Raw genomic sequence first — 13,900 nt, 5'->3', positions numbered from 1 at the left:
AACACGGCCGCCCGCCCCAAGAGGAGGGCCAGCCATGGTGTCATTTCCGGCTCTTGAGCAGCCGCTGAACCCGTTTCCGCACTACGAAGCGATGCGCCGCAGTGATCCGGTTTTCCAGGATCCGGAGAGCGGGGTCTGGCACGCCTTCGGCTATGCGGACGTGCAGCGTGTCCTGTCCGACCACGCCGCGTTTTCTTCCCGGTTCAGCGGTGACAGTCCCTCCGAGACGGGCCAGCTCTTCGCAGCGAGCCTGATCAACACGGATCCGCCGCGGCACCGCCAGCTGCGTTCGCTGGTGACTCAGGCGTTCACGCCGCGGGCCGTGGAGGCGCTCGCCCCGCGCATCGCGGCGCTCACGGAGGGCTTGCTGGAACCAGTGGTTCCCGCCGGCAGCACCGATCTGATCGAGCAGCTGGCGTATCCGCTCCCGGTGATCGTGATCGCGGAGCTGATGGGCATCCCTGCCGCGGACCGGGACCGGTTCAAGCTCTGGTCCGACGTGATCGTGAGCCAACGCCCGGACGGCGACGAGGACCGGTCCCCCGGCAACCAGGACATGGTCGAGTACTTTTTGGGGATGATCGAGGAACGGCGGCACCGGCCGGGCCAGGACTTGATCAGCAGCCTCCTCATGGCGGAGATCGACGGGCAGAAACTCAGCGTCATGGAGCTGCTGGGATTCTGCGCCCTCCTGCTCGTCGCGGGCAACGAAACCACCACCAACCTGATTGGCAACGCCGTGCTGTGCTTCACCGAAGCGCCGGGCACGGCGGAGCGGCTGGCAGCCGAGCCGGAGCTGCTTCCCCAGGCGATCGAAGAGGTGCTCCGCTACCGCTCCCCCGTCCAGTCCATGTACCGGGTCGCCGCCGTAGACACCGAGCTGCACGGCCGGCCGATCCCGGCGGGCTCGCCGATCGTGGCCTGGATCGGCTCGGCAAACCGCGATGAGCACCAGTTCCCGCATCCGGACGTGTTCGACGTCGTCCGCTCGCCGAACCGCCACCTCGCCTTTGGGCAGGGCATCCACTTCTGCCTCGGGGCGCCGCTGGCCCGGCTCGAAGCAAAGATCGCGCTGCAGGCCGTGCTCTCCCGGTTGCCGGGGCTGGCAGTGGAACCTGGGGCGCGGCTGGAGCGGATGGACAGCACGATCGTCTTCGGGGTGAAACAGCTTCCGGTGCGCTGGCAGGCCGCCTGAGCACCGCCGACGCGCGGCCGTTGCCCGCACCCAACCCGTTGCCCTATCACGTATGGCTGCTTGGGCCTGCTTTTGGCAGCTATACGTGATAGGGCAACCCGGGGTGGTGCGCCGGAGATTAGCGCTTGAGCTGGGTCAGCTCCTGCAGGACCTCGTCGGAGGTGGTGATGATGCGGGCATTGGCCTGGAAACCGCGCTGGGCGACGATCAGGTTAGTGAACTCCTGGGAGAGGTCCACGTTGGACATTTCCAGCGAGCCGCCGGCCAGGGTGCCGATGCCCGGGTCGCCGGCCGCGCCCAGCTGGACGTTGCCGGAGTTGGCGGTGGCGACGTAGGACGAGCCGCCGGCTTTCTCCAGGCCGGCCGGGTTGGTGAACTTCGCCAGCGCGATCTTGGCCAGCACCTGCTTGGTGCCGTTGCTGAAGGACCCGATCAGGGAGCCGTCGTTGCCGAGGGTGAAGGATTCGAGCTTGCCGACGGCCGCGCCGTTCTGGCCGGCGACCGTGAGGGAGTTCATCGTGGCGTAGCCGGAGACCTTCGACAGGTCCACCGTGATGGCAGATGCACCCGCACCGAGCTGGAAGGGGCCGCTGGGCGTCAGGGTGCCGTCGGGGTTCTGGTTGAGCGTGACACTGGCCGTAGCGCCGTTGGCGTCGCTCCCTGCCGCACTCCATCCCGTTGCGGTCTTGGAGAAGGTGAGGGTTACGTCGCGCGCGGCGCCCGTGGCGTCGTACACCTTGACGACGCGCTGCAGGTCGGGGCTGCCGACGGCGGCGTCACTGGGCAGGTTTCCGTCCAGCGTGACCTTGCTCGTGGCGTTGGCGATCATGGTGTTGGGGTTGAGCGTGATGTTGCCGATGGCGCCGCCCTGGTTCACGACGCCGGTCTGGTCGGCGGTCCAGCCCTGGAGGATGCCGCCGTCGGGGCTGACCAGCTGGCTGTTAGCGTCGAAGGTCATGGACCCGGCGCGGGTGAACAGCTGCTGTCCGCCTTTGCTGGTGACGAAGAAGCCGTCGCCGGAGATCATCATGTCGGTGGCGCGGCCGGTGCTCTGCGAGGAGCCCTGGGCGAAGTTGGTGCTGACGCCGGCGACCCGGACGCCGAGGCCGATCTGCGCCGGGTTGCTGCCGCCGGATTCGCCCTGCGGCGCGGAGGCCCCCTGGGTCATCTGCGAGAGGGTGTCCTGGAACTGGGTGGTCGAAGACTTGAAGCCGGCGGTGTTGACGTTGGCAATGTTGTTGCCGGTGACATCCAGCATGGTCTGGTGGGCACGGAGGCCGGAGATTCCGGAGTACAGCGAGCGGAGCATGGGAACTGCCTTTCTACGGGTGAAGCACTGATTAGGAGGCGGCGGGCGCCGTAATGCCGGAAATCGAGTCGAGCGGGATGGAAAGGGTACCGACCTTGACGGCCGGAACTGCGCCGGCAAAAGTCACCGAAGAGGCGAGTCCGCTGCCGGTGGTGCCGTCGCTGAGCGTGTAGTCGACGTTGTGGCCCACCAGTTGCGCGGCGGCCGACCGCATCTGGAGGGAGAACGCCTCCTTGCTGTTGGTGGTCATCTCGGTGGTCTTTTCCATCATGGAGAGCTGGATGGTCTGGCTCATCATCTGGTTGGTGTCCATCGGAGCGCTGGGGTTCTGGTTTTTCATCTGCGCCACCAACAGCGTCATGAACACATTGGCGTCCATGCTCTGAACGGGCGAGCGTACGGCCGACGCCGGCGCGGAGGCGGTGCCCCCGACAAGCTGCGGCGTGACCGGCTGGGGAGCGATCGGCTGTGATGCGATCGGTTGAATCGTCATATGTCGCGTTCCTTTGTGTCAGACGAGAATGTCGAGGGTGGTCTGGGGGCCATTCAAGATCCTGGCGGTGCGCAGCGCGGATTCATCGGCCAGGGCGTCCCAGCGGTGACCCGGACGCGGGTCTCCGTGGAGGCCGCCGCGGCCGGGGCCGTTGCCGCCCGAACCGGTTCCGAAACCGTTCCGGCCCGGGTCCTGGCCGGCGTCCTGCCAGGGCTCCTGTCCCTGACCGGGGGGTCCGTTCTGGTCCGAAAGGTCCAGGCTTGCACCAAACCCGGAGTCCGCAAGTTCCTTGCGCAGCTCCGGGAGGATCGCCCGCAGCGCTTCCCGGCCGGAATCTCCCGGGGCGAACAGTTCGATCCGTACTCCGGTTCCGTCGATGTGGGCGCGCACGGTCAGCGGTCCCAGGTCTTCCGGGGTGACCTTCAGGGTCATAATGTGCTGGCCGTGCGGTGCCCCGGCGAGGGTGAAGAGCGGCTTGGCCAGCTGCGGCTGGAGGGCAGGCTGCGGGGCCGATGCCGGGGCGGCGGGCTGGGGAGCGGCGGCCGACGGCACCGGTCCGGGCGTCGGCGCCGGTACCGCGGAACCCGCGACGCCGGCGGCGGCCAGGCCGTCGACGGGTGCGGCCGCGGTCGCTGCGGGGAGGCTGTCCGCGGGGGCTGCCGGTGCGAGGCCGGAAAGCGGACCGGCGGCGGCGGCGCCCGCCGCGCCGGGTGCCGGTGCGGCCGCAGGAGCAGCTCCCGCGGCTCCCGTCGCTGCGGGAAGAGCAGGCGCCGGGGACAGGCCCTGTCCTGCTGCCAGGGGAGCAACCTGCTGTCCCGGGGCGGCGGCAGCCGAGCCCGGGGCGGTCTGGTCGGATGCGCGGCCGCCGGCGCCTTGGCCACTCGCTCCGCTTTGGCCAGCGGCCGTTGGGAGGACGACGGCGCCCGAAAGCTGGGTGTCCGGCATCGACGCCGTGAGGCCGCCGGCTGCGCTGGTTCCCGATTCGCGGGAGGCCGCGACAGCGCCGGGGACGGAGAACGCAGCTGCCGCGGCCGCTGCGCCGCTGCCGGGGGCCGTCGCGGCGGACGGGACGGCAGACGGGACGGCGGCCTGGGATGCCGCGACCTGGAGTGCCGGGCCGGACGCAACGGGCGCAGCGGATCCGGCCGCGGCCGGGGCAGCGAGTCGTGGGTCGGCAAGCGCCTGGGCGGAAGCTGCGATGACCTGGCCGCCAGCCGGCACGGCGGCCTGCTGCCCCGCCGTCATGGGCGTGTTTTCGGCCGTGTCCGCAGCGGGCTGAATTCCGGCCGCGAACAGGGCCGAGGCGGCGAGGATGCCGGCGTCGGCGGCCGGAGCAGGGCCGGCCGGAGCGGAAGCTGCGGTGTCCGGCCCGGTGGCCTCGGCCGCGTCGCGCTTTGTCGAGGCGTCGGCGGGAGTCTGGCCGGCCTGGCCCGCCGCGGTGGCCGCCTCGTGGGTCACGGCGTCGTTCAGTACCGTTCCGAAGCCGCCGGCTGCTCCGGCCTCGGAGCGGCCACGGCTCCCCTGCTGGGGGCCGCGGGTCTGCGCGGGGGCCGCGGCGAGCGCCGAAGCCAGGTCCGCCGAAGCCATGCCTTTCATGAGGCGCCTCCTGCCGGAACGATCCGCCGGATGGAGGTCAGGTTGGACTGCTGCTCCCAGGCGTCGCGGATCTGGATGGTCTTGCCCGGCACGGGCGCGTCGATGGCTTTGCCGTTGCCGAGGTAGATGGAAATGTGGTTCCCGCCGAAACTGATCAGCAGGTCCCCGGGCTTGGCCTGCGCGAGGGACGCCACGGGAGTTCCCTGCTTCATCTGGTCGCTGACCACCCGGGGAAGCTCGATGCCCAGGTCCTTGAACACCCGCTGGGTGAAGCCGGAGCAGTCCATGCCGGTGGCCGGGTTGGTGCCGCCCCAGACGTAGGGCACGCCGATGTATTTCTTGGCCATGGCGACCACGTCCGTGCCGGTGGCGGTGCCGGCCGGCAACGACGAGGGGCCGAGGGAGGCCGGCGGGGTGAGCCCGGTCAGCGCGCCGAGCCCGGTGGTTCCTCCCAGCCCCAGGCCCTTGGCCAGCGAGGAGACGTCCGTGCCGGACGCCAGGCCGCTCCCGCCGAGCGCCGCGGTGAGGGCGTCGGTGAACGAGGCGGCGTCGCCGGTTCCCGTGCCGGTGGCGAGGGAGGTCGCGGCGCCGGACTTCAGGGCCGCGGCTGTGCTTTCGGTCTGGGCCGGGCGGCTCAGTTCCGCGATCATCGACTGGATGCCCTGCATGCGGCCCAGCGCCTCGGTCATGCTCATGAGCGCACCTGCTGCTCGTCCCGGTGCCAGATCGTCGAGGAGATCTCGTCCAGGGTGGACTGTTCGGCCCGCAGCTCGGCGGTGGTGACCTCGGCGTGGTGCCGGGCCTGCAGCTTCTCCAGGCCGACGGAGCGGGTGCGGGCGGCGATGAATTCCTCGCGGGCCGTGGCCTCGTCGGTCTCGGCGATGCGGGCGAGGTTTTGCAGGTCCGCGAGCATGCTGTGCGAGGCCGACCGGGCGGCGGCCACGGCGCGCAGCGACGCCGAGCTGACGACTTCCTCGTCGGCGGCGGTCAGTTGCCGGCGCGCCGAGGCTTCCCGGGCGCGGACTGAGCTGGACCGGGACCGGGCCCGGGCCAGCCCGGAGGCGGCCTGGTCCTGCTGGATCTGGCGGAGGCGCAACAGCCCCGCCAGTGAAAATTGCCGGCTCATGCCGCGGCTCCCAGGATCGAAGTGAGGTGGTCCAGCTGGCGCCAGGACTCGGGATGGGGGGTGGACTCGTCCATCGGCTGCTGCAGGAACCCGCTGATGGCGTGCTCGTGCGCCAGGGCGGCGTCCACCAGCGGGTTGGTCCCGGCCTGGTAGGCGCCGACGTCGATCAGGTCCTGGGCGGACTTGCGGGCCGCGAGGACCCGGCGCAGTGTGGAGGCGGCCTCCAGATGGGGCCGGGCGTTGACCTTCGAGGCCACGCGGGAGACCGACCCGAGCACGTCCACGGAGGGGAAATGCCCTGTCACGGCGAGTTTCCGGTCCAGCACCACGTGGCCGTCGAGGATCGACCGGGCGGCGTCGGCGATGGGTTCGTTGTGGTCGTCGCCGTCCACCAGCACGGTGTAGATGCCGGTGACGGAGCCGGTTTCGGCGGTGCCGGCGCGCTCGAGCAGCCGCGCGAGGATGGAGAAGGTCGACGGCGGGTAGCCGCGGGTGGCGGGCGGTTCGCCGGCAGAGAGGCCGATCTCGCGCTGGGCCATGGCCACACGGGTGAGGGAGTCCATCATCAGGACGACATCCCGGCCCTGGTCGCGGAAGGACTCGGCGATGCGGGTGGCCGTGAACGCGGCGCGCATGCGCATCAAGGCCGGCTCGTCGGAGGTGGCGACCACCACCACGGAGCGGGCCAGCCCGGCAGGGCCCAAGTCGTCCTCGAGGAATTCGCGGACTTCGCGGCCGCGCTCCCCCACGAGGGCGATGACGGACACTTCGGCGTCGGTGCCGCGGGCGATCATGGACAGCAGCGAGGACTTGCCGACGCCGGAGCCGGCGAAGAGGCCCATGCGCTGGCCCTTGCCCAGAGTGGTCATGGTGTCCAGCACCCGGACGCCGGTCTGCAGCGCGGTATTGATCCGGGCGCGTTTCATGGCGTTCGGCGCCTCGTTGTCGATCGGGACCCGCGGGCCGCTGAGCAGCGGGCCCTTGCCGTCGATCGGCCGGCCGAGGCCGTCGAGAACGCGGCCGAAGAGCCCGGCGCCGGTGGGGACCAGCACGGTGCCGCCCTTGGCGCGGACGGGGTCGCCGGCGGCGACGCCGGCGAGGCGTCCCAGCGGCATGCAGCGCACGGCGCCGTCGAGGGCAGCCACGACTTCGGCGTCGAGCCCGGGGTGCTCCCCCACGGTGAGGAGGTCGCCGAGCGCGCAGTCCAGGCCGGACACCTCAAGGCCCAGGCCCATCACGGAAGTGACGGTGCCGACCCGCTGCGGCGAGGCGGCGGCGAGGGCGGTCGCGAAGTCGTCCCCCTTGGGGCGCCACTGGGCGATCATGGCTGGCCGCCCTGGTAGTCATCGGCCGCACTCGGGGACCACGGCTGGTCCCCCAGCAGGGCCGCCTTGGCGCGGGCCAGCGCGCTGCCGAGGCTGGCGTCGAGCCAGCCCTGCTGGTACTCCACCTTGGCGTCGCCGCGCTGCAGCGACGCATCCGCGAGCAGCGGCAGGCCGGCCGGGTGGTCCTGGCCTTCCTTGGCGAGGACTTCGATGTCGGCCGGGTGCAGGCGGATGGCCAGCACGGTTGCGGCGTCGTTGCCGGAGAGGGCACGGTCCAGGGCGGCGCGGGCGGTCCGGGTCCCCTCGGCCAGTTCGTAGCCCAGGATCGCCTCGGCGAGTTCCAGCGCGGTGCGGGCCAGGACCTCCTCCGCGTCGTGCAGTGCCTGGACGTTGCGGTGCGCAAAGTCGGTGCGGGCTACCGCGAGGGCGCGGACGGCACGGTCCAGGTCCTGCTGCCCCGCGGCGAGCGAGGCGGCCTGCTCGGCCGCCATCCGGTCGCGCCAGCGGCGCTGTTCCTTCGCGGCGGCACGCACTCCCGCGGCGTAGCCGGCGGCGTGGCCCTCGGTATAGCCGGCCTGCTCGCTGGCGGGTCCGCTGGAGCGCAGGGAGGGGAAGACGATGCGGGCCGGCGCGGCCCCCTCAGTAGACATAGTCTTCTTCGTCCCCGCGCTGGATCGTGATCTGGCCGTCGGCCTCGAGTTCGCGGATGGAGCGGACGACGGCGGCACGCGCCTCCTCGATCTGCGAGGCGCGCAACGGTCCCAGCGCAGCCATCTCGGATTCGAGGATTTCGAGGTTGCGTCCCGAAACGTTGGTGGTGATGGTCTCCAGGACCGGTTCCGTGGCACCCTTCATGGCCACGGCCAGCACAGAGGCGTCCAGGCCGCGGAGCACCAGCTGAACGTCGCGGCGTTCCAGCTTCACGATGTCCTCGAAAGTCACCATCTGGGCGCGGATCTCCACGGCGAGGTCCGGATCGAGCAGGTCCAGGCCGTCCAGGACTGACCGTTCGGTGCCGGCGTCGGTCCGGTTGATGATTTCGAGCAGCGGCTGGATGCCGCCGACCACCTTGGAGGCCTGCTGCGAGACGGCGGCGCCGCCACGCAGTTTCAGCGTGTCCGCCACGATGCCGATGGCTTCCGGAGCGCCGGAGCCCATCGTGGCGATGCTCAGCGCGACATCGGCCCGGAGCGAGCCGGGCAGGCCGGACATCACGGCCGAGGCCTTGCGCGGGCTCAGGTGGGCCAGGACCAGGGCGATGGTCTGTGGCAGTTCGCCGTCGATCAGGGCGAGGATCTGCACCGGTTCGATGTCTTCGAGGAACTCGAAGGACTTGCCGGCCATGTTCACCGTCAGCCGGTTGATCAGGCCGGCAGCCTTCTCGGAGCCGAACGACGCCTCGAGCAGGCCTTCGGCGAGCTCCCGGCCGCCGCGGGCCTGCCGCGGGCTGCTCAGGGCAGCCTCGTGGAAGTCCTTCATGATCTGCTCGGCGACCTCGGGGTCCACCTTGCGGAGCCGGACAATCTCGGCGGCGATTTCCTCCGCCTCGTTGTCGGTGAACTGGGCCATCACCCGCGCCGCGTTGGCGGGGCTCATCTGCATCAGGACGACGGCGGCACGCTGGGTCCCGGTGAGGGTCGATTCGGCAAGTTTCATGCGGGCTGCCTGTCATCCATCAGGCCGCGGAGGTAGTCGGCGGCCTTTTCCGGGTTGGCGGCGACCATGTTGTCGATTTCCTGCATCCGGCGCTCGGCCTCGAGTACTTCCATCGGCGGGGCCGGCAGCGGCTGCAGCGGCAGCGCGGTCAGCGGGATGGCCGAGGTCGCGGGCGCCGGGTCGAAGGCGGTCACGGCGGGCAGCGGCGGCAGCAGGTCCAGGCGTTCGCCGAGGTCCACCGGTTCACGCTTCTGCCGGCGGCGCAGGATGATGGTGACGATCAGGGCCAGGATCAGCAGCCCGAGCAGGATGCTTCCGGCGGTGACGAGGGTGCCGAAGAACGCCGCCTGCTTCTGCGCCTCGATTTCGGCCTTGGCCGCGTCGAGGGAGGCATTGGCCTGGTCCGCTGCGGCCGTGCTGAACGGGATCACCTCGACGGTGACGACGTCGCCGCGGGCCCGGTCGACGCCGGCCGCGGAGGTGACCAGCGCGGTCAGCGAGCCGAGGTTCAGCCCGCCGGCGGCGGACTGGCTGACAGCCACGGAGATGGTCTGGCGCTTGACGGCGCCCGGCGGGATGACCCGGTCCTCGGTGACCTTGTTGACGGCGTTGTTCTTGGTCGCCGTGGTGGAGTCGAAGTTGCCGTTGCCGCTGGTGCCACCGGGGACGGCGATGTTGTCCGGGCCCAGGACGCCGGCGGCCCCTCCCCCGGTTCCGCTGTACTTTTCGGTCTTGGAGGACTCACTCAGCGGCAGCGCGCCGGGGGTGTTGGAGAACGTTTCGCTCTTCTGCTGGGCGGATTCGCCGGTGACGTCCGCGGCGACCGCCACGGTTGAGTTGCCCGGGCCCACCACACGGTCCAGGACGGCGCGGACGGCGTCGCCGGTGCGCTGTTGGTAGTCGGCGGCCTGCTTGGAGGAGGAACCGGCGGCCCCGCCGCCCACGGCGGAGAGGACGTTGCCCTGCGAGTCGACCACGGAGACGTTGGCGGGTTTGAGGTTCTCGATCGCGGCGGAGGTGAGGTGCACAATGGCCTGGACCTTGTCGCCGGAGAGCGTGACGCCGGGGGCGGTCTCGATGAAGACCGAGGCCGTGGTGTCCGGGGTTTTGGAGACGAAGACGGTCTTTTCCGGGATCGCCAGCCGGACGGCGGCGGTCTTCACGCCTTCCATGGCGGAAATGGTGCTGGCCAGTTCGCCTTCGAGCGCGCGTTTGTAGGTGACGGACTGCTGGAACTCCGAGGACGTGACGCCCATCTTGTCCAGCAGCGAGTACCCGGTGGCTGCGGCGGTGGGGAGGCCTGCGGCCGCGGCCTTGAGACGCTCGTCGTAGACCTTGTCCTGCGGGACGAGGATGGTGGCGCCGCCGTCGCTGAGTTCGTAGGGCACGTTGTCCTTGCGCAGCTGCTCCACGATGCCGTTCGCGTCGGTGTTCTTGAGGCCGGAGAACAGCGGCGTCATGGTGGGCTTGGACAGCCACGCTGACAGCGCGATGATGCCCACCACGAGCAGGGCGCCGCCGAGGACGGCCAGCGTGCGCTGGCCGGTGGTGAAGCCCTTGAGGCCCGCGCCGAAGCGCTGGAAGAAGACGGTAATCTGCGGAGGCATCAGGCCTGCATCCTCATGATCTCGTTGAACGCGTCAACGCCCTTGTTGCGCATGGATGCCACGAGCTCCAGGGTTACCTGTGCCCGGGTGGCCGCGATGGTGGCGTCCTGGATGTCGTTGAGGTTGCCGGTGACGGCCGAGACGGCGAGCTGGTTCGACGTCGACTGCAGCTGCTGGAGGTTATCCACGGCCCCGGCGAGGGATGCCGCGAAGCCGGATCCGCCCGTGCTGGGCACGGCCGAGGCGCCGGAGAGGTAGTCCGTGGGAACGACACCCTGGACCGGCGCGATGGGGGAAACAGGCATCAGGATCTTCCAATCTCAAGGGCGGCGAGGTAGGTTTCGCGGGCGCGGTCCACGACCTGGGCATTGGCCTGGTAGCCGCGCTGGGCAATGATCAGTGCACCCATCTGCTCGGCCATGTCGATGTCCGGGTACTTCACGTTGCCGTTGGCGTCGGCCAGCGGGTGGTCCGGTTGGTAGACGATGCGTCCCGCACCGTCGCCCAGCTGCGTGCTCTTGACGTACACGCCGGTACCCCCGGCGCCCTCGGCGGCCTCGACGTACTTGGCGCGGAACGCCGGGCCCGACGTGGCCGAGGCGTTGTTCATGTTGGCCAGGTTGTCCGAGACGGCGTCGAGCCACTTGCGGTGCACGGTGAGGGCAGAGCCGGCGATGCCGATGGCGTCGAAGGTCATTAGTTGGTCCTCATTGCTGCGCGGACGGCACTGAACTCATAGCCAACAGCGCGGGAGGCGAACTGAAAGCGCAGCACGGTATCGATGTTGGAGAGAGTTTCCGTGTCCAGGTTGACGTTGTTGCCGTTGAGCTGGGTGGGTTCCAGGGAGGACGCTGTGGTGGCCTGGACGTGGCCGTCGCCGGACTGTACCGATTGGGCCAGTGCATCTTCGAAGCTGACGCGCTGGGCATGGTAGTTCGGCGTGTTGACGTTCGCGATGTTGTTCGCGATCGTGCGCTGGCGCAGGGACAGCCCGTTCAGGGCGCTGGCCAGAGCGGCGGAAGTCACGGATTCGAGCACAGAGTCCTGCCTGGGGAATTGTGGGGTGGCCGATCCGTGGCCGGTAAATGAGCGATCCGTGCTCTTACTGTGGTTATCGGCACAGTTCAGCGCCGCGTTAGCAAAATATGTGAAACGTTTATGCGGGTTCTTTTGAGCCGCGGCTCGGCGCCGGTTTTACCCGTTGACGTCGAGGTAAATCGCCCCGGACGGGTCGCCGACACCGGGCACCGAACTGACGGCGTGTAGCTGACGGACGACGTCGTGCTTGGCGGCCTCCAGCCGCCGGGCTACACGCTCCTGGGCCTCAGCCAACGCCAAGGCCCGCCGGCGCGCCTCGGGAGGCAGCGGGGCATTCAGAGACGGCGGGGACCAGCGTTCCGCGGGCAGCGCGGCCACCGGCTGATCCCGCGCAGAGAGTGGACCCAACGGGTCCTTGAGGGTCTTCTCCGCAGCGACAACGGCCATTTCCAGCACGTCCAGTACCAGGGACCACGCGGCGAGGGCGGGGTCCTTCTGGAATGGTTCGGCTGTTTGGTCCCCCCAATGGGCTTGCTCAGCCAAAGCCAAGGCTCCCACCGGCGGCACCCGGCTGCGAGGCCCAGGCACCGGCGGCTGCGAAGGCGGACGACGCCGGTCCGGCTTGTGTTGCGGCCGGGGCGGCAGCCGGCTGGGCCACGGGGATGGCCGCGGCGGCCTCGTGCCAGGCCTGGCGGAGGGGTTCCAGCAGTTCGATCGCTTCGCGTGTGAGGGCCGCGTCCCGCTGGATGTTGGCATTGACCAACGCGGTGAAGGCGTAGTTATAAAGCCCCAGCAGTCCGTCCGCGCCGTCCCAGGCATCCGTCTTGAGCGACGAAATGAGCTCTGCGATGATCGCCTGGCCGTGCAGCAGGTTCTCCGAGGCGACCGGCCAGTTGGCGGCCTGCTGTGCGGCCTCGGCGCGGCCCAGATCCAGCAGGAGCCGGTCGTAGAGCATGGTCAGGAGGCGCGCCGGCGGGGCCGAGAGGACGGAGTCCGCCAGGTACTGGTTCCGCTGGGCGGCGCCTCCGTTGCCCAGCGAGTTGCCGTAGCCGCCGAAGCCATTCCCAAAGGGGGCGCTGGTCATTACTTGGCGCTCCCGCCGGCAAGGCCAGCGAGCTGCGAGGACAGCCAGGTTTGCTGGGCCTTCATGTTGCTCAGTGCCACTTCGAGGGCCGAGTAGGTGCTTTTCAGCGTCGCCTGGCGGGCGGCGAGCCGGGTGTCCCAGTCGCTGATCCGGTCGGCGAGGTCCCGGACCTCGGACTGCTGCCCGGTGATCGTGGTGGTCAGGGTGCCGGTGTATTTGTCCGAGGCGGCTGTCGCAGCGGTGGCGATGCGCCCGGCAATTTCCTGCACCTTGGCGGCGGTGCCCGTGGGGTCCGCGGCGAGGGCCGCGCCGAACTTGGTGGCATCGAACTCCATCGTGCCCGACTTGGTGATGCTGATGCCGATTTCCGACGGCGACCGCGGCGGGGTCCCCACCGGCAGCGACGCGGCGGAGAGGATGTTCTGGTTCACGGAGCGGACCGTGCTGTCACCGGCGAAGACGCCCGCGGAGGTGGTGGTGCCGCCGCTGTTCGTGCTGGTGCTGACCGCGCTCTGGCGGGCGATAAGCGAGAAGATGCCGTTGACCCCGTCGACCAGGCCGGAGGCGACTTTCGTGATACCGGCGTCGTCGCGGGACACCGTCAGGGTCACGGGAGCCGCGGTCACGTCCTTGGCGGTGATGGAGACGCCGGGCAGGAGATCAGTGAACGTGTTCGTGGACGACGTCACCGTCTGCGCGGCGGCGGTGCCGGGCCAGAGCGAAATCGTGGCGTCCTGCGCGGTCTTGACGTCGGTGTAGGTGGTGCCTGGGTCCGTAATAGTGAACGCGCCGGCCGCACCGGACTTCGTCGCGGTGAACTGGATCCGGAAGTCGCCGCCGCCGACGTCGACCTTGCTGGCGGTGACACCGGCGCCCGCGGCGTTGACCGCAGAAACGACGTCGTCGAGGCTGTTGGAGGCGGGGGTGATCGTGTAATTCGCTCCGCCGCTGTTGATCGTCATCGTGGTGTACGGCCAGCCCGTCACCGCGTTCACCTTGGGCGTGACAGTGACCTGGGCCTGCGCCAACTGGGTGACCTGGAAGTCGAGGGAACCCGCCTTCGCGGCCGCGGTGGTCGTGGCGACGACCTTGTCACTGTTCGTGGTCGCGGCGTAGAGGTCCAGGGCGCCGGGTTTGGCGGCTGCCGTGGCCTGTGTTGCGAGCGCGGCAACCTTGCCGTTGAGTCCCTGGAGGGCGGAGACCATGGACTGGATGTCGTAGGACTTGTTCTTGAGCAGGGTTTGCGGGAGGGCTTCGGACTGCATGATTGAGCTGATAAGCGCGGTGGTGTCGAGCCCGCTGGCCAGTCCGTCGAGTGAGATTCCCATCGGTGCCTCTCCTTGGCAATAACTGTCAAAAAATGTTCGGTGATCTGAAGTCAGGGTTTTGCACGTAAGGGCCGGACGATGGTTTTGCCATCGTCCGGCCCTTCCGCAGCTGAATGATCGGGGGTGTCTCTTCGTCCGATCAG

16 protein-coding genes are annotated in these 13,900 nt (G+C 69.7%); 1 reads left to right on the top strand and 15 read right to left on the bottom strand.

The features are described 5' to 3' along the window. Positions 1–34: 34 nt before the first annotated feature. On the top strand, positions 35–1,195 hold the full coding sequence (locus FFF93_RS03150) for a cytochrome P450 (RefSeq protein WP_138770199.1): 1,161 nt from the start codon (positions 35–37) through the stop codon (positions 1,193–1,195). A 118-nt stretch (positions 1,196–1,313) separates the two neighbouring features. On the opposite strand, the gene FFF93_RS03145 is transcribed toward FFF93_RS03150, so the two are convergent. The 15 genes from FFF93_RS03145 to fliD form a co-directional block, all read right to left on the bottom strand. Beyond that, complete coding sequence (locus FFF93_RS03145) at positions 1,314–2,504, bottom strand: flagellar hook protein FlgE (RefSeq protein ID WP_138770200.1); 1,191 nt, start codon at positions 2,502–2,504, stop codon at positions 1,314–1,316. 31 nt (positions 2,505–2,535) lie between these two features. Next, positions 2,536–2,997 (bottom strand): flagellar hook assembly protein FlgD, encoded by a 462-nt coding sequence (locus FFF93_RS03140; protein WP_138770201.1) that lies wholly within the window; start codon positions 2,995–2,997, stop codon positions 2,536–2,538. A gap of 18 nt (positions 2,998–3,015) precedes the next feature. Further along, complete coding sequence (locus FFF93_RS03135) at positions 3,016–4,593, bottom strand: flagellar hook-length control protein FliK (protein ID WP_138770202.1); 1,578 nt, start codon at positions 4,591–4,593, stop codon at positions 3,016–3,018. Next, positions 4,590–5,288, bottom strand: coding sequence for a C40 family peptidase (locus FFF93_RS03130; protein ID WP_138770203.1), 699 nt, complete (start codon positions 5,286–5,288; stop codon positions 4,590–4,592). The genes FFF93_RS03135 and FFF93_RS03130 overlap by 4 nt, the downstream gene beginning before the upstream one ends. Further along, positions 5,285–5,719 (bottom strand): flagellar FliJ family protein, encoded by a 435-nt coding sequence (locus FFF93_RS03125; RefSeq protein ID WP_138770204.1) that lies wholly within the window; start codon positions 5,717–5,719, stop codon positions 5,285–5,287. The genes FFF93_RS03130 and FFF93_RS03125 overlap by 4 nt, the downstream gene beginning before the upstream one ends. Then, positions 5,716–7,044: a FliI/YscN family ATPase gene (locus FFF93_RS03120; RefSeq protein ID WP_138770205.1), complete on the bottom strand. Its 1,329-nt coding sequence runs from the start codon at positions 7,042–7,044 to the stop codon at positions 5,716–5,718. Before FFF93_RS03120 ends, FFF93_RS03125 begins: the two co-directional genes overlap by 4 nt. Continuing rightward, positions 7,041–7,694: a FliH/SctL family protein gene (locus FFF93_RS03115; protein ID WP_138770206.1), complete on the bottom strand. Its 654-nt coding sequence runs from the start codon at positions 7,692–7,694 to the stop codon at positions 7,041–7,043. Before FFF93_RS03115 ends, FFF93_RS03120 begins: the two co-directional genes overlap by 4 nt. Continuing rightward, a complete protein-coding gene (fliG, locus tag FFF93_RS03110; protein ID WP_138770207.1) occupies positions 7,684–8,700 on the bottom strand; it encodes a flagellar motor switch protein FliG in 1,017 nt (338 codons plus the stop codon). Before fliG ends, FFF93_RS03115 begins: the two co-directional genes overlap by 11 nt. Continuing rightward, positions 8,697–10,307: a flagellar basal-body MS-ring/collar protein FliF gene (gene fliF, locus FFF93_RS03105; protein WP_138770208.1), complete on the bottom strand. Its 1,611-nt coding sequence runs from the start codon at positions 10,305–10,307 to the stop codon at positions 8,697–8,699. The genes fliG and fliF overlap by 4 nt, the downstream gene beginning before the upstream one ends. Then, on the bottom strand, positions 10,307–10,612 hold the full coding sequence (gene fliE / locus FFF93_RS03100; protein WP_138770209.1) for a flagellar hook-basal body complex protein FliE: 306 nt from the start codon (positions 10,610–10,612) through the stop codon (positions 10,307–10,309). Before fliE ends, fliF begins: the two co-directional genes overlap by 1 nt. Next, entirely contained in the window at positions 10,612–11,004 is a 393-nt protein-coding gene (locus FFF93_RS03095; protein WP_138770210.1) for a flagellar basal body rod protein FlgC, read from the bottom strand. The genes fliE and FFF93_RS03095 overlap by 1 nt, the downstream gene beginning before the upstream one ends. Next, positions 11,004–11,345: a flagellar basal body protein gene (locus tag FFF93_RS03090; RefSeq protein WP_138770211.1), complete on the bottom strand. Its 342-nt coding sequence runs from the start codon at positions 11,343–11,345 to the stop codon at positions 11,004–11,006. Before FFF93_RS03090 ends, FFF93_RS03095 begins: the two co-directional genes overlap by 1 nt. Before the next feature lie 156 nt (positions 11,346–11,501). Then, positions 11,502–11,888 (bottom strand): hypothetical protein, encoded by a 387-nt coding sequence (locus FFF93_RS03085; protein ID WP_138770212.1) that lies wholly within the window; start codon positions 11,886–11,888, stop codon positions 11,502–11,504. After that, the gene (gene fliS, locus FFF93_RS03080) at positions 11,881–12,429 is read right to left on the bottom strand and encodes a flagellar export chaperone FliS (protein WP_138770213.1); all 549 of its coding nucleotides are present in this window, start codon (positions 12,427–12,429) and stop codon (positions 11,881–11,883) included. Before fliS ends, FFF93_RS03085 begins: the two co-directional genes overlap by 8 nt. Beyond that, positions 12,429–13,757: a flagellar filament capping protein FliD gene (gene fliD / locus FFF93_RS03075; RefSeq protein ID WP_138770214.1), complete on the bottom strand. Its 1,329-nt coding sequence runs from the start codon at positions 13,755–13,757 to the stop codon at positions 12,429–12,431. Before fliD ends, fliS begins: the two co-directional genes overlap by 1 nt. Positions 13,758–13,900 lie beyond the last annotated feature (143 nt).

The sequence above is a fragment of the Arthrobacter sp. KBS0702 genome (assembly GCF_005937985.2).
GTDB lineage: Bacteria > Actinomycetota > Actinomycetes > Actinomycetales > Micrococcaceae > Arthrobacter.
This window is presented reverse-complemented; position numbering and strand designations above follow the sequence as displayed.